Annotated in this window: 21 protein-coding genes; 3 read left to right on the top strand and 18 right to left on the bottom strand. The window is 62.2% G+C overall.

The features are described from left to right. Positions 1-12: 12 nt before the first annotated feature. From rplT to infC, 3 genes are all read right to left on the bottom strand, one after another. A complete protein-coding gene (gene rplT, locus LDN75_RS07975; protein WP_223936598.1) occupies positions 13-693 on the bottom strand; it encodes a 50S ribosomal protein L20 in 681 nt (226 codons plus the stop codon). 119 nt (positions 694-812) lie between these two features. Continuing rightward, positions 813-1,007, bottom strand: coding sequence for a 50S ribosomal protein L35 (rpmI, locus tag LDN75_RS07970; protein ID WP_059387794.1), 195 nt, complete (start codon positions 1,005-1,007; stop codon positions 813-815). A gap of 119 nt (positions 1,008-1,126) precedes the next feature. Then, complete coding sequence (gene infC, locus LDN75_RS07965; RefSeq protein ID WP_263422352.1) at positions 1,127-2,176, bottom strand: translation initiation factor IF-3; 1,050 nt, start codon at positions 2,174-2,176, stop codon at positions 1,127-1,129. Between the two features lie 380 nt (positions 2,177-2,556). Here infC and LDN75_RS07960 point away from each other — a divergent pair, with 380 nt between their 5' ends. After that, the gene (locus LDN75_RS07960) at positions 2,557-2,961 is read left to right on the top strand and encodes a DUF1844 domain-containing protein (RefSeq protein WP_223936597.1); all 405 of its coding nucleotides are present in this window, start codon (positions 2,557-2,559) and stop codon (positions 2,959-2,961) included. 155 nt (positions 2,962-3,116) lie between these two features. On the opposite strand, the gene LDN75_RS07955 is transcribed toward LDN75_RS07960, so the two are convergent. From LDN75_RS07955 to LDN75_RS07920, 8 genes are all read right to left on the bottom strand, one after another. After that, positions 3,117-4,424, bottom strand: coding sequence for an MFS transporter (locus tag LDN75_RS07955; RefSeq protein ID WP_223936596.1), 1,308 nt, complete (start codon positions 4,422-4,424; stop codon positions 3,117-3,119). A 53-nt stretch (positions 4,425-4,477) separates the two neighbouring features. Beyond that, positions 4,478-5,398, bottom strand: coding sequence for an SseB family protein (locus LDN75_RS07950; protein ID WP_223936595.1), 921 nt, complete (start codon positions 5,396-5,398; stop codon positions 4,478-4,480). After that, a complete protein-coding gene (priA, locus tag LDN75_RS07945; RefSeq protein ID WP_223936594.1) occupies positions 5,398-6,141 on the bottom strand; it encodes a bifunctional 1-(5-phosphoribosyl)-5-((5-phosphoribosylamino)methylideneamino)imidazole-4-carboxamide isomerase/phosphoribosylanthranilate isomerase PriA in 744 nt (247 codons plus the stop codon). The genes LDN75_RS07950 and priA overlap by 1 nt, the downstream gene beginning before the upstream one ends. Before the next feature lie 34 nt (positions 6,142-6,175). After that, complete coding sequence (locus LDN75_RS07940) at positions 6,176-6,322, bottom strand: hypothetical protein (RefSeq protein WP_223937696.1); 147 nt, start codon at positions 6,320-6,322, stop codon at positions 6,176-6,178. A 12-nt stretch (positions 6,323-6,334) separates the two neighbouring features. Then, positions 6,335-7,096: an imidazole glycerol phosphate synthase subunit HisH gene (gene hisH / locus LDN75_RS07935; protein ID WP_223936593.1), complete on the bottom strand. Its 762-nt coding sequence runs from the start codon at positions 7,094-7,096 to the stop codon at positions 6,335-6,337. Beyond that, on the bottom strand, positions 7,093-7,719 hold the full coding sequence (gene hisB / locus LDN75_RS07930; RefSeq protein WP_223936592.1) for an imidazoleglycerol-phosphate dehydratase HisB: 627 nt from the start codon (positions 7,717-7,719) through the stop codon (positions 7,093-7,095). The genes hisH and hisB overlap by 4 nt, the downstream gene beginning before the upstream one ends. Positions 7,720-7,765: 46 nt before the next feature. Beyond that, on the bottom strand, positions 7,766-8,884 hold the full coding sequence (locus LDN75_RS07925) for a histidinol-phosphate transaminase (protein ID WP_223936591.1): 1,119 nt from the start codon (positions 8,882-8,884) through the stop codon (positions 7,766-7,768). A 78-nt stretch (positions 8,885-8,962) separates the two neighbouring features. Next, complete coding sequence (locus LDN75_RS07920; protein ID WP_223936590.1) at positions 8,963-9,322, bottom strand: LysM peptidoglycan-binding domain-containing protein; 360 nt, start codon at positions 9,320-9,322, stop codon at positions 8,963-8,965. 357 nt (positions 9,323-9,679) lie between these two features. Between LDN75_RS07920 and lexA the strand changes: the two genes are divergently transcribed. Then, positions 9,680-10,423 carry a transcriptional repressor LexA gene (lexA, locus tag LDN75_RS07915; RefSeq protein ID WP_223936589.1) on the top strand — a complete coding sequence of 248 codons (744 nt, stop codon included), beginning with the start codon at positions 9,680-9,682 and terminating at the stop codon, positions 10,421-10,423. A 9-nt stretch (positions 10,424-10,432) separates the two neighbouring features. Here lexA and LDN75_RS07910 read toward each other — a convergent pair whose 3' ends face one another. Next, positions 10,433-12,490 (bottom strand): ATP-dependent DNA helicase, encoded by a 2,058-nt coding sequence (locus LDN75_RS07910; protein ID WP_223936588.1) that lies wholly within the window; start codon positions 12,488-12,490, stop codon positions 10,433-10,435. Continuing rightward, positions 12,483-14,045 carry a GTPase HflX gene (gene hflX / locus LDN75_RS07905; protein WP_223936587.1) on the bottom strand — a complete coding sequence of 521 codons (1,563 nt, stop codon included), beginning with the start codon at positions 14,043-14,045 and terminating at the stop codon, positions 12,483-12,485. Before hflX ends, LDN75_RS07910 begins: the two co-directional genes overlap by 8 nt. A gap of 497 nt (positions 14,046-14,542) precedes the next feature. Between hflX and LDN75_RS07900 the strand changes: the two genes are divergently transcribed. After that, positions 14,543-15,157, top strand: coding sequence for a methyltransferase (locus LDN75_RS07900; protein WP_223936586.1), 615 nt, complete (start codon positions 14,543-14,545; stop codon positions 15,155-15,157). On the opposite strand, the gene dapF is transcribed toward LDN75_RS07900, so the two are convergent. The 5 genes from dapF to recA form a co-directional block, all read right to left on the bottom strand. Beyond that, positions 15,138-16,106 carry a diaminopimelate epimerase gene (dapF, locus tag LDN75_RS07895; protein ID WP_223936585.1) on the bottom strand — a complete coding sequence of 323 codons (969 nt, stop codon included), beginning with the start codon at positions 16,104-16,106 and terminating at the stop codon, positions 15,138-15,140. The two genes, LDN75_RS07900 and dapF, sit on opposite strands and share 20 nt — an antisense overlap. A 62-nt stretch (positions 16,107-16,168) precedes the next feature. Then, positions 16,169-17,074 carry a tRNA (adenosine(37)-N6)-dimethylallyltransferase MiaA gene (gene miaA, locus LDN75_RS07890; protein ID WP_223936584.1) on the bottom strand — a complete coding sequence of 302 codons (906 nt, stop codon included), beginning with the start codon at positions 17,072-17,074 and terminating at the stop codon, positions 16,169-16,171. A gap of 22 nt (positions 17,075-17,096) precedes the next feature. Further along, positions 17,097-18,680 carry a tRNA (N6-isopentenyl adenosine(37)-C2)-methylthiotransferase MiaB gene (gene miaB / locus LDN75_RS07885; protein WP_223936583.1) on the bottom strand — a complete coding sequence of 528 codons (1,584 nt, stop codon included), beginning with the start codon at positions 18,678-18,680 and terminating at the stop codon, positions 17,097-17,099. Further along, complete coding sequence (locus tag LDN75_RS07880) at positions 18,680-19,222, bottom strand: regulatory protein RecX (RefSeq protein ID WP_223936582.1); 543 nt, start codon at positions 19,220-19,222, stop codon at positions 18,680-18,682. The genes miaB and LDN75_RS07880 overlap by 1 nt, the downstream gene beginning before the upstream one ends. Beyond that, a complete protein-coding gene (gene recA, locus LDN75_RS07875; RefSeq protein ID WP_223936581.1) occupies positions 19,212-20,252 on the bottom strand; it encodes a recombinase RecA in 1,041 nt (346 codons plus the stop codon). The genes LDN75_RS07880 and recA overlap by 11 nt, the downstream gene beginning before the upstream one ends. Between the last annotated feature and the right edge of the window lie 176 nt (positions 20,253-20,428).

Here is a 20,428-nt window from a genome sequence, read left to right as displayed (position 1 = left end):
TGGCAGTTGCGACTAGTTCTTGATCTGCTGGCGGGCTTCGCCGCCGGCCGGCTCGAAGCCAGCAGCCTTTGCAGCCTCAACGGTGGAGAACCAGTACTCAGCAGCCGTGTTCTCGTACCAAGTGGAACCCGGTACGTGGTACTTCTTGGACTCGGCGTTGCCCTTGATGGCGTGGCCTTCCGGAGCACCTTCGCCTTCAACGGCAGCAATAGCGCCATCGATGGCCGGCTTCTCGGAAACAGCAGCCTTGACAGCCGTTGCAGAAGCAGCAGCCGGAGCAACCTTGGCAGCCTTCGGTGCAGCAACCTCAGCCTTGGCAGCCGGAGCGGACGTGTCGGCCGGGAGGGCAGCCTTGGCAATGTTCACCAGAGCGGCAAATGCGTTTGCGTCCGAGACAGCCAGTTCGGCAAGCATGCGGCGGTCAACCTCAACCTCAGCGGCCTTGAGGCCCTGGATCAAGCGGTTGTAGGTGAGGCCGTTGGCGCGGGATGCAGCGTTGATGCGCTGGATCCAGAGGCGACGGAAATCACCCTTCTTCTTGCGGCGGTCGCCGTAGCTGTACACAAACGAGTGCAGCAGCTGCTCTTTGGCCTTGCGGTACAGGCGCGAACGCTGACCGCGGTAACCCTTGGCGCGTTCGAGGATAACCCGGCGCTTCTTGTGGGCGTTTACCGCCCGCTTCACACGTGCCACGTGCGTACTCCTTCAGAAATCTTTATCCCAAGCTGCTACTGCCGGAGAACCGGCCGGCCTGAGAAGGCTTTTGGTGTAGTCGGCCGCTACCGGATGGCAGCAACCAAAGAACTTGGAACTTAGACGCCGAGCATCTTCTTGATGACCTTGGCATCGCCCTTGAAGACGATCTTGTCGCCGGCGAGGCGACGGGTCAGCGTGGAGGACTTGTGCTCCAGGTAGTGGCGGCGGTTGGCCTGCTGACGCTTCAGCTTGCCGGTGCCGGTCAGCTTGAAGCGCTTCTTAGCACCGCTGTGGGTCTTCATCTTCGGCATGGGAACCGATCTCCTTACGTGTCCACGGACAAAGTCCGCAGTTCTTTCGTGCAGCCGGCCTACGGGGGCCGGCGTGCTGGTTGCTTGCCGTTGGAGGCCAGGGCCTCCGCGGCGCTGAACTAGTTGGTCTTGCGTGATGCAGGCTTCGGCGCAGCCTTGGGGGCTGCGGGCCGAGCTGCCGGCTTGGGAGCTGCCGGCTTGGCGACGGGCTTCGGAGCCGAGGGAACTGCAGGCTTCGGGGCAGCTGCCGGAACAGCTGGCTTCGGAGCTGCCTGCGGGACCGCTGCCGGTGCGGGGGCTGCCTTGGGGGCCGGGGCTTTCTCCGCCGGTGCAGCCTTCACAGCCGGGGCTTCCGCAACCACGGGTGCTTCTTCGACTACTGGCGCCGGGGTTTCCTCAACCACGGGAGCCTCTTCAACTACCGGAGCCTCTTCAGCTACCGGAACCTCTTCAACTACCGGGGCTTCTTCAACAACCGGAGCCTCTTCAGCAACGGGAGCTTCGACCTCGGGAGCTTCCACGGCTTCCTGCTTGGGCTCTTCTTCGGAAGCAAGCAGGCCTGCCGGAAGAAGGTCACCCAGGGTCTGCGTCAGCGGAGCCTGGTCACCCGTGGTGTCCACGCGTCCGGATGCCTTGGCCTCGTTCTGCGCCTTGGCTTCTGCACGCTGGGCGGCACGCCGGGCTTCAGCCTTGGCTTCGGCCTTGTTCTTCAGCGGACCGATCACCATGACCATGTTGCGGCCATCGATGCGAGGGCTGGACTCGACAATGCCAACCTCGGCTACGTCTTCAGCAAACTTCTGAAGCAGGCGGATGCCCATCTCAGGACGCTGCTGTTCGCGGCCACGGAACTGGATCATTGCCTTGACCTTGTCCCCGGCACCGAGGAAACGAAGTGCGTGTCCGCGCTTGGTTTCGTAGTCGTGCTTGTCGATCTTCAGGCGGAAACGGATTTCCTTAAGAACCGTGTTGGTCTGGTTCTTGCGGGCCTCACGCGCCTTGACGGCAGCCTCGTACTTGTACTTGCCGAAGTCCATCAACTTGCAAACAGGAGGCTTAGCCTGCGGGGCAACTTCAACGAGATCGAGATCGGATTCGGCAGCAAGACGCAGGGCGTCCTCGATGCGGACAATTCCTACCTGTTCGCCGGCAGGGCCGACCAGCCGCACCTCGGGGACGCGGATACGCTCATTGATTCTTGGCTCGCTAATGTTAAAGCTCCTGTGGTTGTGGTGAGTTTCACCGGCAAATAGAGAAGGCCTCCAATTGCTGGTGCAATCGAAGGCCTCAAGGATCGGATGTGTTCCCTTGAAGGGGAAGCACGCACTCGGGAGGCTGCGCCTCCGTGTGTCCGACCTGTACCCGGCAACCTCTTGTTCCCTGAGGGAATCCTGTCCCCGAAGGGAAACGGCTGACGCGGGTGGGAGAGAACTCCGCTTGCAAACTGAAAATCAATTCTACAGAAATAACCCGCCGAGCGCACATTGCACGGGCGGGAGCATTTAATGCGAATAACGACTTCCAGTCGGTCTGTGACAAGCTTACCAGTATGAGCACTGAAGACAGCAATCCGCGCAACTCCTACTCCGAGGACACAGCCACAGCCCCCGCCGCCGACGCCGGGGTTTCCCAGCAGATCCGCGACATCGCGGAAGTTCCGGCCGTAGAGGTCATCACCACCGGCGCGGTCCACCTGATGAGCGCCGCCGCTGTGAAAGTCGGCCTTGCCGACGACCCCAACGCAGAAGACCTCAAAGACCTCGACGAGGCCCGCAAACTCATCACCGCTTTGGCCGGCCTGGTAACGGCGGCTGCCCCCGAAATCGGCTCCCAGCACGCCGGGCCCTTGCGTGATGGGCTGCGTTCCCTCCAGCTGGCGTTCCGCGAGGCTTCCCTTATCCCCGACGCCCCTGGCAAAGGCCCAGGTGAGAAGTTCACCGGACCCGTGAACTAGCCCGGAACCGCCGCAAGAATTTCCGACGGCGGCCCAGCCACACAGGTGGCCGGGCCGCCGTCGTCGTTAATGGCAGTTGGAATATTCGCACTGGGCCACTCGCGCAGGGAATCGCGCAGGGAATATTCGCGCTGAAGAATTTCCCGACGCTGGAACTACACCCGCGCGGCACGCCGTCGCATGGACATGAGGATGAAGCCAGCGACGCAGAGCACGACCCCTGCTGAACCGACGGCGGCAAAGCCGCCCGATGTGCCCACGGTGTCGATGAATATCCCGGCAAGAGGCGCCCCCAGCGCAATTCCGGCGGTTAGTGCGGAACCGTACCAGCCCATCGCCTCGCCGCGACGTTCCTCATCCACAAGGTCCGCCACCTTCTCGGAGGAGGCCGACAGCACGGGAGCGCAAAGAAGGCCCGGGAAAATCGAGAGCACGGCCAGGGTCCATGTGTCGTGGGCGAAACCCATCGGGATGGTGAGTGCCGCCATGCCCAACAACAGGAGCATGGGAGAGACCGGACGATTCATGGCTCCGTAGATCAGCCCGCCCACCACAGATGCCGCACACCAGAAGAAGAAGACGATGCCGATCTGGTTCTGGTGACCACCGCGCTCCAGCAGGCCAACAATACTGACGTCCGAACCGCTGAGTACCATCCCAGATCCCGCAGCTACGGCGAACAGAGCCGCAACGGAAACCGTAAACCAGGTGAAGTTACGGGCTACGCGGGTCCGGAGGCCGGCCGTGCGGGATGTGGCCGTTGGCGCCATTTCAGACGCTGCCTCCTGCACATGGCCTGGGGCAGAGGCCACCATGGCCGCCTCGGCAGCGGCAAGGTCCGCGGCGGCACGTGCCGCAGATTCCTCCGGGGTGCAGGTGCTTTCAGTCCGGGTGGGTGGATTGAACCAGATCAGGAACAGGCCAGCCACGGAGACAGAGGCCCCTACCGCCGTGAGTCCTACGGCCGAGAAGCCGCTCGTGGCAACAATCGCGCCAACAGCGGGGCCGATCATAAACACAAGCTCAGTTGCGATGGAATCGAGCGCAAACGCCGAGCGCCGCTGGTCTCCATCCACCATGACGCCCAGCGACTGACGGACCACGCTGAAGATCGGCAGGGTGAACAAGCCCCCCACGAAGACCAAGGGAAGCAACCACGCATACGGGACGTGCGGAACGATCGTCCAGATGACTGTCTCCGAAACGACAGATGGGATCAGGGCCTTCCGCAGTCCTACCATGTCCACCCGCCGACCACGCCAGGGTGCCCCCAAGGCAATGCCAATTGTCATGACGGCGGCAGCAGCACCCGCGGCAGCATAGCCCTCCCCCAGCGTCAGGACGATGTGCAAAGTCAGAAGCACGCCAGCCGCCGAATGAGGAATGCGCGCAACCATTCCCACGAGCAGGAGCCGCCGGACAGGGCGGATGGACAGCATCTCTTTGTAGAGAGCGAAGTTCACTGGCTAAATCCTCTTGTTCCCCCGGGGCAGTCCCCGGTGGACGGGTACTGCCGTTAGTGCCGCCCAGGCTCCTGTGCCGCGCGGTGCAGTTTTACTTCGATGGAGTCGACGCCCTCGGCAAACGATTCCACCTGCGCCCACGCCTCATTCAAGCCAAGCACCAGCGATTGAACGGCAGCTGCGTCCAGTCCGTCCTCAAGGAAGAGCACTATCCGCAGTTCCGGGCCGGCACCTCCGCCGGGAACCGTGCGACCGTCCGCAGTCAGGGAGGCGACACCGCCACCGGGCTGCGTTTCCAACCGGCGCACCGCCGGAAAGGCCTGGGCCTGTGAAGCGAGAGCAAACTCCAGTTGATCATCAAGGTATGACGGCGTCCAGTCCCGCTGCTGGGCCAGCGCCCACATCGCGGGGCGGCGAACCACGAACGTGAACGCTGAACCGGGGTCCAGCACCAACAATTGTGCGCCTTCAGAAACGGCTGAAAGGGCCGCCCTCGCCGCATAAACAGCTACTGGCCGCGCCTCCGAATGCCACGCTTCAAGAGCAGCAGCCGTGGTGAAGACAGGCATTGCCTTCCGGCCATCAGGCGCCTTAAGTGTGACCAATGCCATATCGGCCTGCTTGTCCATGTGCAGCCCATCAACGCCTTCGGCCTCCTCTGCGAGCTGGGCCACTACGGGGACGAAGACCCTGGCCGTAGCGAGCGAGGCCACAACGTCGGCTTCACCACCGGTCCCCTCCACGAGGGCCGCAATGGCGGCGAGGTAACCGGCATCGGCAGTGCCGTCGTCGTCCTCGAAGTTGTGGATCTTGGCGTCGTCACCGCTCAGGCTGCGGCCGGCCCAAGGCTGCCCTGCAGAGTCGGTGGCTCCCCCGGCGCCGGCCAGGGCGGCGGCGATGTGCCCCGGCAGTTCACGCCGGACAGCGTTACCCTTGTCCGGGCTGTCGCCGTGGTGCGTTTCGGGCTGAGGCATCAGCGACGGCCGGCAACGTCCAGGGCTTCGGGCAGAGTGAAGGCACCGGCATAAAGCGCCTTGCCCACAATCGCGCCTTCAACGCCCAGCGGAACGAGTTCACGCAGCACCCGAAGGTCCTCGAGGCTGGAGATACCGCCCGAGGCAACAACCGGCTTGCCCGTCTTCTCAACCATCTGGCGCAGCAGGTCCACGTTCGGTCCCTGCAGCGTTCCGTCCTTGGTGACATCGGTGACAACGTAGCGTGCACAGCCGGCATCCTCCAGACGGGCAAGGACCTCCCAGAGGTCCCCGCCTTCCTTCGTCCAGCCACGTCCAGCCAAGGTGGTTCCGCGAACATCAAGCCCGACGGCGATTTTGTCACCGAAGCGGTCGATCGCACGGCGGGTCCATTCCGGGTTTTCCAGTGCCGCTGTGCCCAGGTTCACCCGGGCAACCCCCAGCGCCAGGGCGCGTTCCAGCGACTCGTCATCCCGCAAACCGCCGGACAACTCAACCTTGACATTGAGCTGGGACACGACCTCGCTGATGAGGTCTGCGTTGTTGCCGCGGCCAAAGGCGGCGTCGAGGTCCACCATGTGAACCCACTCGGCACCGGCGTTCTGCCAGTTCAAGGCAGCTTCAAGGGGCGTTCCATAGCTGGTTTCCGAGCCAGCCTCACCTTGCAGCAGGCGGACTGCCTGGCCATCAACGATGTCAACGGCAGGGAGGAGTTCCAGAACGGACTGGGCGGAGGTGGTCATGTGGGTCCTAGGAGTTGATGGGGACGCGCGGCGTTCAGTTGCCTGGAAGCGTCAGGAGATAGGCGGCCAACAGGGACATCCCCGCCAGCACATAGAAAGAAACGGAAACCCACAAGGGCTTCTTCTGCTGGTGGAAGGAAATGCCTCCGCCCACCAGCACACCGGCGAGGCCCATAAGCACTACCGACCACATTTAGGCTGCGCTACTGTCGTCCGATGCCGGAGCCTGTGCCGCCTTGGAGCCGGGTTTCCGGAGTCCGTCCACCCAGTTACGAAGGAGCCGCGCCCCGGCATCGCCGGATTTCTCGGGATGAAACTGGGTTGCACACAGGGGGCCGTTTTCAACGGCAGCGATAAAGCGTGCACCGTGCTCGGACCAGGTCACCAACGGTGGGGCCATCCGCGGCTGGACGACATCGAAGTTCCACTCCTGCACGCCATAGGAGTGCACGAAGTAGAAGCGTTCCTGCTCGACGCCAGCGAAAAGCTTGGATCCTTGGGGCACATCCACCGTGTTCCATCCCATGTGGGGAACCACGGGGGCCGGAAGGAGTTCAACTTTGCCCGGCCATTCGGCCATGCCCTCGGACTCGGTGCCGTGCTCGACGCCGGCTTCGAAGAGGACCTGCAGGCCCACGCAGATTGCCAGGACGGGCCGTCCACCGGCGACGCGGCGGCCAATCATGCGGATGGCATCCACAGATTTGAGTTCTTTCATCACCGTCTCAAAAGCACCCACGCCCGGGACCAGCAGCCCGTCAGCGTTCAGCACGTCTTCAGGCTTGGCGCTGAGGACCACCTGGGCACCGGCACGTTCAAGGGCGCGAACGGCGGAACGAACGTTTCCCGAACCGTAGTCCAGCACGGTAACGGTGGGCTTACCCTCGGGCGACTCCGGCTTGACGGCGGCCGAAGCGTGGGTAACGGCGCCGTTCTTCAGAATTTGTCCACTCACAGCGCCCCCTTGGTTGACGGAATGCCCTCGACGCGAGGATCCGACTCAACTGCTGAGCGAAGAGCGCGCGCAAAGGCCTTGAACTGGGCTTCGACAATGTGGTGCGGATCGCGGCCAGCAAGGACATTCATGTGCAGGCAGATACCTGCGTGCAACGTGATTGCCTCAAACACGTGGCGTGTCAGCGAGCCCGTGAAGTGCCCCCCGATCAGGTGGTACTCCTGTCCCGCAGGTTCCCCTCCGTGCACCAGGTACGGGCGTCCGGAAACGTCCACGACGGCATGCGCCAGGGCCTCGTCCAAGGGAACCGTTGCTTCGCCGAAGCGGCGGATGCCGGCTTTGTTGCCCAAGGCCGTGCGCAAGACCTCACCAAAAGTAATGGCGACATCCTCCACCGTGTGATGGGCATCAATGTGGGTGTCCCCGGTGGCTTTGACGGTCATGTCAATCAGGGAGTGCTTGCACAACGCCGTCAGCATGTGGTCATAGAAGGGAACCGTGGTGCTGATATCCGAGACACCGGTGCCATCGAGGTTGATTTCCACCAGGACGGAGGATTCGCTGGTGGTGCGCTCCATGCGAGCAGTGCGGGCAGCGGACGGCGTGGCGCCGGTTTCGCTCATTGGGACGTCCTTATACACGAAGGGTGGGGTGGGTCTATTGACAAGTTTAGTTGGGCTGGGACGCCGGGCTGCCCAGGAGGGTTTCCAAGGCCTCAAGGAAGACCGTTGTTTCCTTCTCCGTTCCGGCAGTCACCCGCAAGTGTCCGGGAATTCCGACGTCGCGGATCAGGACACCCGCCTCCAGCAACCCCTGCCAAATGGCGTGCGGGTTCTCAAGACCGCCAAAGAACACATAATTGGAGTCCGAGGCCGAGGGCTTGAGTCCCATTCGAAGGAGTTCGGTCACAATGCGATCGCGTTGGACCTTGATGTCCTCGACGTCAGCCATGAGCGCTTCGCGGTGGTTGAGGGCTGCCAAAGCGGTGGCTTGCGTGACTGCTGAAAGGTGGTACGGCAGCCGGACGAGCCTAATGGCATCCGTAACCTCAGGTGCGGCGGCCATGTAACCCAAGCGGGCACCAGCCAGGGCAAAGGCTTTGCTCATGGTGCGTGAAACGATCAAGCGCTCCCGCCCGGGAAGCAGCGTCAGTGCGCTTGGTGTGTTGTCGTGCGCGAACTCGTGGTAGGCCTCGTCCACGATGACGATAGCTTGGCTCGCCTCGCCCGCCTCGTACACGGCTTCGACCACGTCCAAACCCAGTCCGGTGCCAGTGGGGTTGTTCGGAGAGCACAGGAAGACGATATTTGCGCCAGTCTCCTTCACTTGGGCAGCAGCAGAAGCTGCGTCCAGCCCATAGTCATCAGCACGAACGCCGCGGACATACTCGGTGTCGGTGCCACTGGCAAGCAACGGGTACATGGAATACGTGGGAGGGAAACCCAATGCCTTGCGCCCGGGGCCACCAAAGGCCTGCAAAATCTGTTGCAGGACCTCGTTGGAGCCGTTCGCGGCCCAGATGTTGTCCGCGGAAAGCCCGTGTCCGAGGTAATCCGCCAGGGATTCACGGAGTTCCGTGAATTCGCGGTCAGGATACCGGTTCAGGCCAGTAGCCGCGGCAGCAACGGCCTCGGTGATCGCCGCTTGCACATCTGCCGGCACGCCATGGGTGTTCTCGTTGACGTTGAGCAAAATCGGGACGTCAAGCTGCGGTGCGCCATACGGGCTCAGTCCACGCAGATTGGTCCGGAGGGGAAGTCGGTCAAGTCGCTCAAGCTGGTCACTCACCAAGACAGTTTAAGGTGCCAGTGCGACTGCGGAGTAACTGTGACGCCGGAGGCGCTTTTCGCGCACCCGGCCGACCGTTTAGTTGGCGGGAACGAAAAGCTGCTGGCCCGGCTGGATGCGTCCTCCGCGGAGGTCGTTCAACTGGATGATTTCCGCGATGACATCGCGGGGGTCGCGCTCAGGAGCGGCCGCACCGGCAATGCCCCACAGGGACTGCCCGGGCTGGACGGTAACCGTGACAGCAACGGGCGGCTGCAACTGGGCCCGCGTATCCGAGGCTTTGGCGGGAGAGTTGATGAAGCCGGCCAGGCTCAGCAGTGCGGCAAGGAGCAGCATGGCAGGGATGCCGAAGAAGACGATCCTGCCGCGCCGGGTAAGCCGGAGACGCGTAGGCGCCGGGGTGTTGCGGAATTCGTGGAACGTTGAGATTGCGGACATGAGCTGAGCCCTTCTGAGCGATTGCCTGCATCGGATGCCCGTTGCCGGCTGCCAATTCCTTGTGTTCGCTTGGATCAACGTCCGGATGTTCGAACACTTTCTTCGAACATCCGGCCGATGGTCCGCGTTTATAGAACACATATTCGAACCTTGCTATGACATTTTTAGCACTTATCAACGAACGGTGTCGAGACTCGCTAGAACGAATGTTTGATAAACGCCTGTGCCTGGCCTAGGTTTGAGTGAAGAAACAGGCACTGTTTCAGTGGAACAGGAGGGTCTGACATTTTTCAGACCCGACCATCCCCGGGCACACTTCGGATCGTGACCGGGCGGAACGGAAGGGCATTGGCGAACATGGCAGCGAAAGCCACCGGCGGCGGGGTACCCCTGCGGAGCCAGCAGCCTCAAAAGAGTCCCAAAAGCCTGACTGTCCGGCAGAAGAAAATACTGGAAACCATTCAGCGGTCCGTCAATGACAACGGGTATCCGCCGAGCATGCGCGAAATCGGGGACACCGTTGGTCTCGCAAGCCTGTCCAGCGTCACGCACCAGCTCTCGCAGTTGGAAAAGCTCGGCTACTTACGGAGGGATCCCAAGCGCCCCCGCGCCATGGAGGTCCTCATGCCTTTGACGCTTGATGGCGGGACGATTCCCGGCGTGGAAGCGGCCACCACACTGCGCAGCGCAGGTGGACTCGCCGTGACGGAATTGGCCAGTGCCAGCGACACCGCAATGGTGCCCTTGGTGGGAAGGATTGCAGCCGGCGGGCCAATCCTCGCCGACCAGACCATTGAGGACGTCCTGCCCTTGCCCCGGCAGTTGGTGGGCCACGGCGAACTGTTCATGTTGAAGGTCGCTGGCGACTCAATGATCGATGCCGCCATTTGTGATGGTGACTGGGTAGTTGTCCGGCGACAGAACGACGCCATCAACGGCGACATCGTCGCCGCCCTCCTGGACGACGAAGCCACAGTGAAAACCTTCCGCCAGCGCGACGGACACACATGGCTGCTGCCCCAGAACACGCAGTACGAACCGATTCTGGGAGACCAAGCCACCATTATGGGCAAGGTCGTCTCTGTCCTGCGTTCCCTCTAAGGCGTTCGCCTACGTTTTCTTTGTGCCCAGGCGTTCCAGAACGCCGCGCACCACGTTGCGATCCGTCGTCGCCCAAAACGGTGGCAATGCGGCGCGCAGGAACCCTCCGTACCGTTCGGTGGAAAGCCGTGAGTCCAGCACCGCCACCACACCTTTGTCGGCGGTAGAGCGAATAAGGCGCCCTGCGCCTTGCGCAAGGCGAATTGCCGCGTGGGTAGCCGACACCGCCATGAACCCGTTGCCCCCGGACTGCGCAACGGCCCGCGAGCGTGCAGTCATCAGCGGATCGTCGGGCCTCGGGAACGGAATGCGGTCGATCACCACAAGGCGGCATGAACCACCAGGGACGTCAACGCCTTGCCACAGGGACATCGTGCCGAAGAGGCAGGTGTCCGGTTCATCGGCAAATTGCTTTACCAACGCTGCCATGGTGGATTCGCCCTGGCAGAGGATGTCCACATCCAGCCGCGGGCGCATGGCGTCTGCGGCTTCCTCGGCCGCCCGCCGTGAGGAGAACAGGCACAAGGCTCCCCCGCCGGATGCACGGATGAGGTCTTCGAGCTCATCGAGGGCCTCGGCCGACGTACCGCGGCCGGGCTTAGGCAGGTGTTTGGCCACGTAGAGGACGCCCTGCTTGGGATAGTCAAAGGGTGATCCGACGTCCAAGCCGGTCCAGCTCGGCGCCCCGTCCCCGATCAGTCCGAGGCCGCCCGCTGCAGGCTCAAACGCCGATCCAATTGCCAGCGTCGCGGAAGTCAGCACCACTGTGTGCCCTGCAAATAGGCCTTCCCGCAGCCTCCCCGCCACGCTGAGTGGGGCGATGTTGATCAGTGCCGGCGATGTCTCATCCGGCTGGGAGTAACCCTGCTGGGGATCGAAGGTGCTGTTTCTGGAGAACCACACCACTTCACGGTTCTCCTTGGCGGCGAGCATCCTCTCGCACAGTTCCAGAATGAGCATGAGCCGGGAGCGCGCAAGCTGCCGACCGCCGTCGACCGCGTTTGAAGAGTCAGTCTTCGAATCCGACAACGCGGCGCGGGTGGCATCCCGCAGTTGGTCCAGGCAGTCAAGTTGTTCGTCGTTGAGCCCATTGGGCAGCAGACCGTTGGGGACTCCGGCAATAGCCATATCCAGCCGGTCCGCAGCAGCATTCAGGGCGTCAACGGTGATGGCCGTGTGTTTGCGGGCGCTCGAGGCGGCCGCATGGACCATCGCCACGGACAACTGGCCCGACACGGCCCCCGTGACCCGGTCCTGAAGCTCGTGAGCTTCGTCAACCACCACGACGTCATATTCAGGCAAGACCGCGAGTCCTTCAAACGCGCTCACGGCCAGCATGGCGTGGTTGGTGACTACGACGTCGGCTTCGGCGGCCCTGGCGTGTGCCAGCTCGCTGAAGCACTCCTCGGCAAGTGGGCACTTCTGTGCTCCCAAGCACTCCATTGACGTCACAGAGACCTGCCGCCAGGCACGATCCGTGACGCCGGGCATTAGTTCGTCCCGGTCCCCTGTGGGGGTCGTTTCGGCCCACTCGCGGAGCCGTACTACTTCCTTGCCCAATTGCGACGACGGGCCCCCAACGGCCGCTGCGAAATGCGGCACGCTGGTGTCCTCGCCAAGGGAAAACAGTTGGCCTTCCGACGGCTCCTCGCTGGGGAAGCCCCCTTCGAGCTTTTGCAGGCAGACATAATTTGCCCGACCCTTGACGAGAGCTACTTTCACGGGCCGTTCAAGGGCCGGGCTTATGGTCTCCAACAGCCGGGGCAGGTCCCGGCCCACAATTTGAGTCTGCAGGGCCAACGTAGCGGTGGACACGAGTGTCGGTTTGTCGCTGTCCATGGAATGCGCGATCAACGGAATCAGGTAAGCCAAGGACTTACCTGTCCCCGTTCCCGCTTGGACGAGCAAATGTTCACCGGACTCGATTGCCCTGGTGACTTGTTTTGCCATCTCGTGCTGGCCTGCACGGCTTTGACCGCCCATTCCAGCAACAGCTTTGTCCAACAGTTCGAGGGTGAACTTCTCCCCCACCGACTCGACGACGTCCGCCGCCACCTCCTCAACCATTGCTGACGAATGACTCCAGCTCGGCGGCCAATCCTTCACGGACCATGGCCACCACACGGGTTCCGCTTTCCTCGTGCTCGAGGCTCAGGATTTCCGAATCGGAGTTGTGCAGCTTGTTGATCATGTCACCGCGGTCGTACGGGATGAGCACCTCGAGGCGGACGCCCGGCCTGGGAATGGACCGGCTGATCTCTTCCAGGAGTTCCGGGATGCCTTGGCCTGTGCGGGTGGAGACCACTGCGTGCCGCGGCTCTTTCTGCTTCAGGCGTTCCACCACAAAAGGATCCGCGACGTCCACCTTGTTCAGGACGATGATTTCTGGAACCTTGCGGGCGTCCACCTCGGTGAAGACGGCACGTACTGCTGCGATCTGCCCCTCCGGGTCCGGGTGGGAGGCGTCCACGACGTGCAGGATCAGGTCTGCGTCTGCAACCTCTTCCAACGTGGAGCGGAAGGCTTCCACCAGCTGCGTAGGCAACGAGCGGACGAATCCGACGGTGTCAGCAAGGGTGTAGCCGATGCCATCCGGTGTCTGCGCCTTCCTGACCGTGGGGTCCAGGGTGGCGAACAGCGCGTTTTCCACCAGCACCCCGGCATCCGTCAGTCGGTTCAGGAGCGAAGACTTTCCGGCGTTGGTATAGCCAGCGATTGCAACTGAAGGTACGGCATTACGACGGCGGTTGGCCCGTTTGGTCTCGCGGGCCGGCTTCATCGCGGCGATCTCCCGACGCAACTTGGCCATGCGTGTACGGATCCTGCGGCGATCAAGTTCGATCTTTGTTTCACCGGGACCACGGGAACCCATGCCGGCTCCGGCGCCACCCACCTGGCCACCGGCCTGGCGGGACATGGAGTCACCCCAGCCACGGAGCCTCGGGAGCAGATACTCGAGTTGCGCGAGTTCAACCTGCGCCTTACCTTCACGGCTCTTTGCATGCTGCGCGAAGATATCCAGGATCAGCGTGGTCCTGTCCACCACCTTGACCTTGACAATGTCCTCAAGTCCGCGCCTCTGGGACGGGGAAAGCTCGGTGTCAACCACCACAGTATCGGCGCCAGTGGCGGACACGATGTCTTTGAGTTCCTGGGCCTTACCCGAGCCGAGGAACGTTCCCGGGTCCGGCTTGGTGCGGCGCTGAACCAGCCCGTCAAGGACCTCGGATCCGGCAGTCTCTGCCAAGGCCGCCAGTTCCCGAAGCGAATTCTCGGCGTCAGCCAAAGTGCCTTCTGTCCAAAGGCCGGCCAGGACAACGCGCTCCAGGCGCAGTTGCCTGTATTCAACTTCGGTGACATCTTCGAGTTCAGTGGAAAGGCCCGCGGTACGGCGGAGGGCACGGCGCTCGGCCAGGTCTTCCTGGTCGCCGTCGTAAATGCTGTGTTCGTGGTCAAGCGTGGAGATCGCTTGCGCCCTGCCGAAAACACCTTTGGCATCATTGTCATCGGATGCCACTGCGGGTACATCCTTGGAAAGAATCCGGTCAATGACGGCCTGGATTTGTTCAGGACTCATGTCCTGGGCGTCGGAATCGGATCCGGAGTGCTTCTGGGTGGTCATGGTCTCCTTAGACTGTTCGGCATATCCAGAATAGTGCTGTTTGGTGTCCAATGGGACGGTATTCGCGGTGGGCTGACGAGCTTCGGCCATAGAGGGCCTCCTGTGGTGCTGGGATCGAGCGTGTGGGTCCGCGGGAGGTCCTGTCCTGCTGGAGAATCCATTGCCACACCAGAAGCCATCAACCGAAAGACAGATGGCTGGAGCCCGCTGTCTTCGAGACAGTTGGGGTGGGACATGTTCTTCTGAGCATCCGCAACACCAATAACGGGAGATGCAGATTGTGCCGGACGGAACCTGCCTGGCGGAATGGCCATGCGCTGGGCTGATGTGCCAAGCGGGGCCTGCATCGCGGGCGGGTGCCTAGCCGATGTGTTGCATCGGCTCGGGCTGATTACTCAAAGATCAAGAACATGCCCCCAACGTTAGCACCCGGTGTCAAACCACTCCGACTGGTGGCAGTTTCCCAAGCCGCCGATAGCCAACTAATCTGGCAAATTATGGAGTCTGCACACTATTTCAGCGCCCAACCGGCCGGACCGTTCACCCGCAAGCCCCTCACTGTGGAGCTCGCGGGAGCTACCCGTCACGTGCAGACGTCATCGGGCATCTTCAGCCCCGACGGTGTGGACAAGGGTACCAAGGTACTTTTGGCCGAGGTTCCACCGCCTTCGCCCCGTGGCAACCTGCTGGATATTGGGTGTGGTTGGGGCCCTGTTGCCCTCACCATGGGGCTCATGGCACCCCTGGCAAAGGTCTACGCCGTGGATGTCAACGAGCGCTGCATCGCCCTGACCAACGAGAACGCGGCTGCCCTGGGCTTGGACAATGTGACAGCCAGCCACCCGCATGAAGTAGACCCCGGCGTCGAATTCGACACCATTTGGTCCAACCCGCCCATCCGCATCGGCAAGGACGAACTACATTCGCTTCTCCTGACATGGCTGCCCCGGCTGGCACCGGGCGGCAACGCATGGATGGTGGTCCAGAAGAACTTGGGCTCGGACTCACTTCAACGCTGGCTGGCCAACGAATTGGACAAGTCCTTCACGGTCTCCCGCGAAAGCACTTCAAAGTCCTTCAGGATCCTTCGGGTCAGGAAAGCGTCCCAGTAGCCACAATGACTGCCGGTCCGCTGAGCTCAACGTGTTCGCGGCCATCCTCACCGGGGAAGAACTTCACAACCACCACGCCACCGGGAACGTTGACATGCCAGGTATTGGGGGCGCTGCTGCCAGCCCAATGACGGATCGCGACGGCAGCGGCACACGCACCGGTGCCACACGACTGGGTTTCGCCTACTCCACGCTCGTGGACGCGCATGGTGATACTTCCCACGCCATCGTGGACCAGCGGTTCAGCGGGCACCACGAACTCGACATTGGTGCCATTGGCAGGCTTGGGATCCACTACCGGAGCGGTGAACAGTTTCGTGGCGGCGAGCTCACTGAGCTCAGCAAGCGCTACAACCGTGTGCGGGTTGCCCATGCTAACGGAGAGTCCGGGCCTTGCCACTTCCAGGCCGTCGGCGCTCACCAAGGCGTCCATGGCTTTACTTTGGGCTTCTGCCGGGAAGATGAACTCCCAAGGGCCCATATCCACGGCATAGCCGTCGGCCGTGCGCACAATCTTCTTAATGCCGCCACGCGTTCCAATGGTCAAGGACTCACCGGGTCCGAGCTCAACCAGGCCCTGGGCGAGGAGGAAATGCACGAAGACCCGGACACCGTTACCGCACATCTCCGACAACGATCCGTCGCCGTTACGGTAGTCCATAAACCATTCCGCGGAAGCATCCTGCTCCAGCAGTTCGCGGCCTTCAGGCAGGTAGCGGGATGGGACAGCGCGGATAAGGCCATCGCCACCTATCCCCCGATGCCTGTCGCACAGCTGTGCTACCTGCTCGGGAGAGATCTCGTGGACATCACCGGGATCAGCAATCAGGACGAAATCATTGCCCGTTCCATGCCCCTTGGAAAACGCCATTCCGGAAAGGCTGGCAGTGGGCGCGGAGGCACCGGCAGCGGCGGACTGCTGGGAGGGAACTGCGGCGGTTTGATCCATGGGACTAGGCTACCCGCCGGGCAGGTTCGGCCAGAAATTGCCGTATGCGGTACCAGCCCCGGCTAGGCCAGGGACACTGCCTTGGACACGAGCTCAGGATCCTGCCAATCGAGCCAGGCAATGCGGGGATCGGCCCTGAACCATGTCAATTGTCGACGCGCGAACTGCCTCGTGGCCACAATGGTCTCCTCGGCTGCTTGAGCGACACTGGCTTCAGCGTCGAGCACTTTGAGGAACTGGGCATAGCCTAAGGCGCGCGACGCCGTCTTGCCCCGCCGCAGGCCCGCTGCATCAAGCCGATCCACTTCCTGGAGCAGCCCCGCGTCCACCATCCGATGTACACGGAGTGCAAGCCGCTCCCGCAGAACTTCCCGGTCAACGGATAAACCAATCTGCACGGCTGGCTGGAAGTACTCGCGTTGGGGCATGAACGAGCTGAACGGGCGGCCCGTTATTCCATGGACCTCAAGCGCCCTGATCACTCGCCGGGCATCGCCAAGGCGGTCTGCCGAGACCGGATCCACCTTTTCAAGCCGGGCCCGCAACGGCCCCAGACCAAACGTTTCCCATTCGTCTTCAAGCTGTTTTCGCAAGACGGGGTCCGTGCCGGGGAACTCCAGGACATCCAGGGCTGCCCGCACGTACAGACCGGAGCCGCCCACCGTGATGGCCCGCTTGCCCCGTCCGTGGATGTCACTGATGACTTCGCGGCATTCCGCCTGGAAGTCCGCCACGCTGGCTTCCTCCGTGACGTCCTTTGTGTCCAGCAGATGGTGTGGCACGCCCTTGCGGTCCTCCACGGGGATCTTGGCCGTACCGATGTCCATACCCCGGTAGAACTGCAGGGCGTCAGCGTTGATGACCTCGCCATCGAGGGCCAGCGCCAACTCGACGCCCAGATCCGATTTACCGGACCCTGTTGGTCCGACGACGGCGATCACCGGCGGCGCGACATGTGTGGGATCCATTCGATCTCTCAAGCAAACGCAGTCAGGCGCCGCGAACAGGCAGCGACGGCATGCCCAGCGACACGCCCCGCTTGCCCGAGGCCGCACCCGGCGTGGGAACACCACAGGAATCTGCCTGGGAACGATCCCAGGCGTCACCCGCGCGTGAGCGCCGCAACGTGTAATCCCCTGGGCCGGCAGGATCAGCGACCAGGTGGAACGCAGCGGCCTCGGTGATGGTCACGGTGACGAAGTCCCCGGGCCGAGGGGTTTCTGCTCCGGCAGGTACTGAGAAATGAACGAGCCGCTGATCCTTGGACCGCCCCGACAAGCGGTGCGTTTCATCCGCTTTGCGGCCAGACTGTGCTGTCACCAGAATTTCCACCCGGCGACCCAGTTGCTTGGCGTTCTCCTCGGCGGCGATACGGTCCTGCAGAGCGGTCAGCCGTTCATAGCGCTCCTGGACCACTGCCTTGGGAAGCTGCTCGGGTAGCTCGGCCGCTGGCGTCCCAGGCCGTTTGGAGTACTGGAAGGTGAAGGCTGAGGCGAACCGGGACTTCTCCACGACGTCAAGCGTCGCCTGGAAATCTTCCTCGGTCTCGCCCGGGAAGCCAACAATGATGTCTGTAGTGATGGCAGCATCGGGGATACGATCACGAACCTTGTCCAGGATGCCCAGGAACTTGCTGGAGCGGTACGAGCGACGCATGTCCTTGAGGACCTTGTCCGAGCCCGACTGCAAGGGCATATGCAGCTGGGGCATCACGTTGGGGGTCTCGGCCATGGCATCAATGACGTCGTCCGTGAATGCCGCAGGGTGCGGACTGGTGAAGCGCACGCGCTCCAGGCCTTCAATTTCCCCACATGCACGCAGGAGCTTCGAGAAGGCCTGGCGGTCACCGAACTCCACGCCGTAAGAGTTGACGTTCTGGCCCAGCAACGTGACTTCCACCGCGCCGTCATCCACCAAGGCCTGTATTTCCGCCAGGATTTCCCCGGGACGACGGTCCTTCTCCTTGCCGCGAAGGGAGGGCACGATGCAGAACGTGCAGGTGTTGTTGCACCCTACTGAAATGGAGACCCAGCCCGAATAGACGGAGTCACGTTTGGTGGGAAGGGTGGAGGGGAAGACGTCCAGCGATTCGAGGATTTCGAGTTGGGCCTCGTTGTTGTGCCGTGCCCGCTTCAGCAAAGCCGGAAGCGCTCCCACGTTATGGGTGCCAAACACAGCGTCAACCCAAGGGGCCTTCTTGACGATGGTTTCCCGGTCCTTCTGGGCAAGGCAGCCGCCAACAGCAATCTGCATGCCGGGGTTGGCTGCCTTGACCTGCCGCAGCTGGCCCAGGTTTCCGTAGAGCTTGTTATCGGCATTCTCCCGAACGGCGCACGTATTGAAGACCACGATGTCCGCCACTTCGCCTTCCGCTGGCACGTAACCGGCGTCCTCAAGGAGGCCGGCCATGCGCTCGGAGTCGTGGACGTTCATCTGGCAACCGAACGTCCGGACCTGATACGTCCTCGGTTCCAACGGCGCAGGCGCATTCGTCACTTGGGCATCAGCATTGGCTGCCAATGCTGATGCTGAAGGCGTGGTTTCTGCTGAGGGGGAAGGAATGGTCAAACTCACTACTCAAGGGTACCGGCTTGGGCAAGTACCTCACCGACGATCCGAAAGGCCATGGAGGGCGCATAGCCTTTCCGGGCCAGCATTGATGCCAACCGGCGCGTGTACTTGTCACGTTCTGCGCGGTCCGAGAGATCGATGCCTGGCCTCAACTTACGCTCAACAAGCTCGCGGGCGGCGGTTTCCTCATCCTCATCGCTGAGCTGCGAGAGCGCTTCCTCGGCGTCATCCAACTCAATACCCTTCTCCGTCAGTTCACGGCGAAGAGCGCCCTTGGCCAATTTCCGGCTTTGGGACCGGCTGCGCACCCACATTCTGGCAAACTCGGCGTCATCAATGAGCTGGACTTCCTCGAAGCGGTCCAACACAGCCTCCGCAACGTCCTGGGGAACATTCCGTTCGGCCAGCTTGCGGGACAGTTGCAGCCGACTCCGTGGCGCCATCGTCAGTTGCCGCAGGACGATGGCGCGAGCCACGGATTCGGGATCAGGCTCCGGATCCCCGGAGACGGAAGACTCCGGGTCCGGCCCGGTTCTAGCCGTCAACGGCCTTCAGCTTCGGAGAATCTGCCTCCGGCTTCACACCCACGCCAAGCTTTTCCTTGATGAGGCGCTCGAGTTCCTGAGCCAGCTCCGGGTTGTCCCGCAGGAAGCGCCGTGAGTTTTCCATACCTTGGCCCAGCTGATCGCCGTCGTACGTGAACCACGAGCCGGACTTCTTGATGATGCCGTGCTCGACGCCCATGTCAATGATCCCTCCCTCACGGGAGATGCCCTGGCCGTAGATGATGTCGAATTCAGCAATTTTGAAGGGGGGCGCCATCTTGTTCTTGACGATCTTTGCCTTGGTTCGGTTACCGACGGAGTCGGCACCTTCCTTCAGCGTCTGAATGCGGCGGACGTCGATGCGGACTGACGCGTAGAACTTCAGGGCCTTACCACCGGTGGTGGTTTCCGGCGATCCAAAGAAGACACCGATCTTCTCACGCAACTGGTTGATGAAGATGGCGGTGGTCTTGGTCTGACTCAGGCGACCGGTGATCTTTCGCAGGGCCTGGCTCATGAGCCGCGCCTGGAGGCCGACGTGCGAATCGCCCATCTCGCCCTCAATTTCAGCACGCGGAACCAAGGCTGCCACAGAGTCAATGACAATGACGTCGAGGGAGCCGGAGCCTACCAGCATGTCCATGATTTCGAGAGCCTGCTCACCCGTGTCCGGCTGGGACACGAGCAGGGCGTCCGTGTCCACCCCAAGCTTGGCGGCGTAGTCGGGATCAAGGGCGTGCTCAGCGTCAATGAACGCCGCGATGCCACCGTTGCGCTGCGCATTTGCTACAGCGTGCAGGGCCACGGTGGTCTTACCAGAGGATTCCGGGCCGTAGATCTCAACGACGCGGCCACGGGGCAGGCCGCCAATGCCAAGGGCGACATCCAGCGCAATGGATCCGGTAGGAATGACTTCGATCGGGGCGCGGGTGTCATCACCCAAACGCATGATGGAGCCTTTGCCGAACTGCTTGTCGATCTGGGCAAGCGCTGCTTCGAGCGCCTTCTCACGATCCGGGGTTGCCGCCATGGTTCACACCTCTGATGCTTTCTCGCTGTGGAGTGGCCTGAATGGCCGCTTTCCTGTCATGTCAGACGCTATTACGGCTCCCTGACATTTTTTGAAGCCGACGTGGGCTATGTGGATAACCATGCCCTCCGATTGCCTTTGGAACGCGTCCTCCAGGATCAATTTTCCTCTCACAG

It is taken from the genome of Arthrobacter sp. StoSoilB5 (assembly GCF_019977235.1).
Taxonomy (GTDB): domain Bacteria; phylum Actinomycetota; class Actinomycetes; order Actinomycetales; family Micrococcaceae; genus Arthrobacter.
Note: the sequence above shows the minus strand (reverse complement) of the source record. Positions and strands in the feature narration are given on the sequence as shown.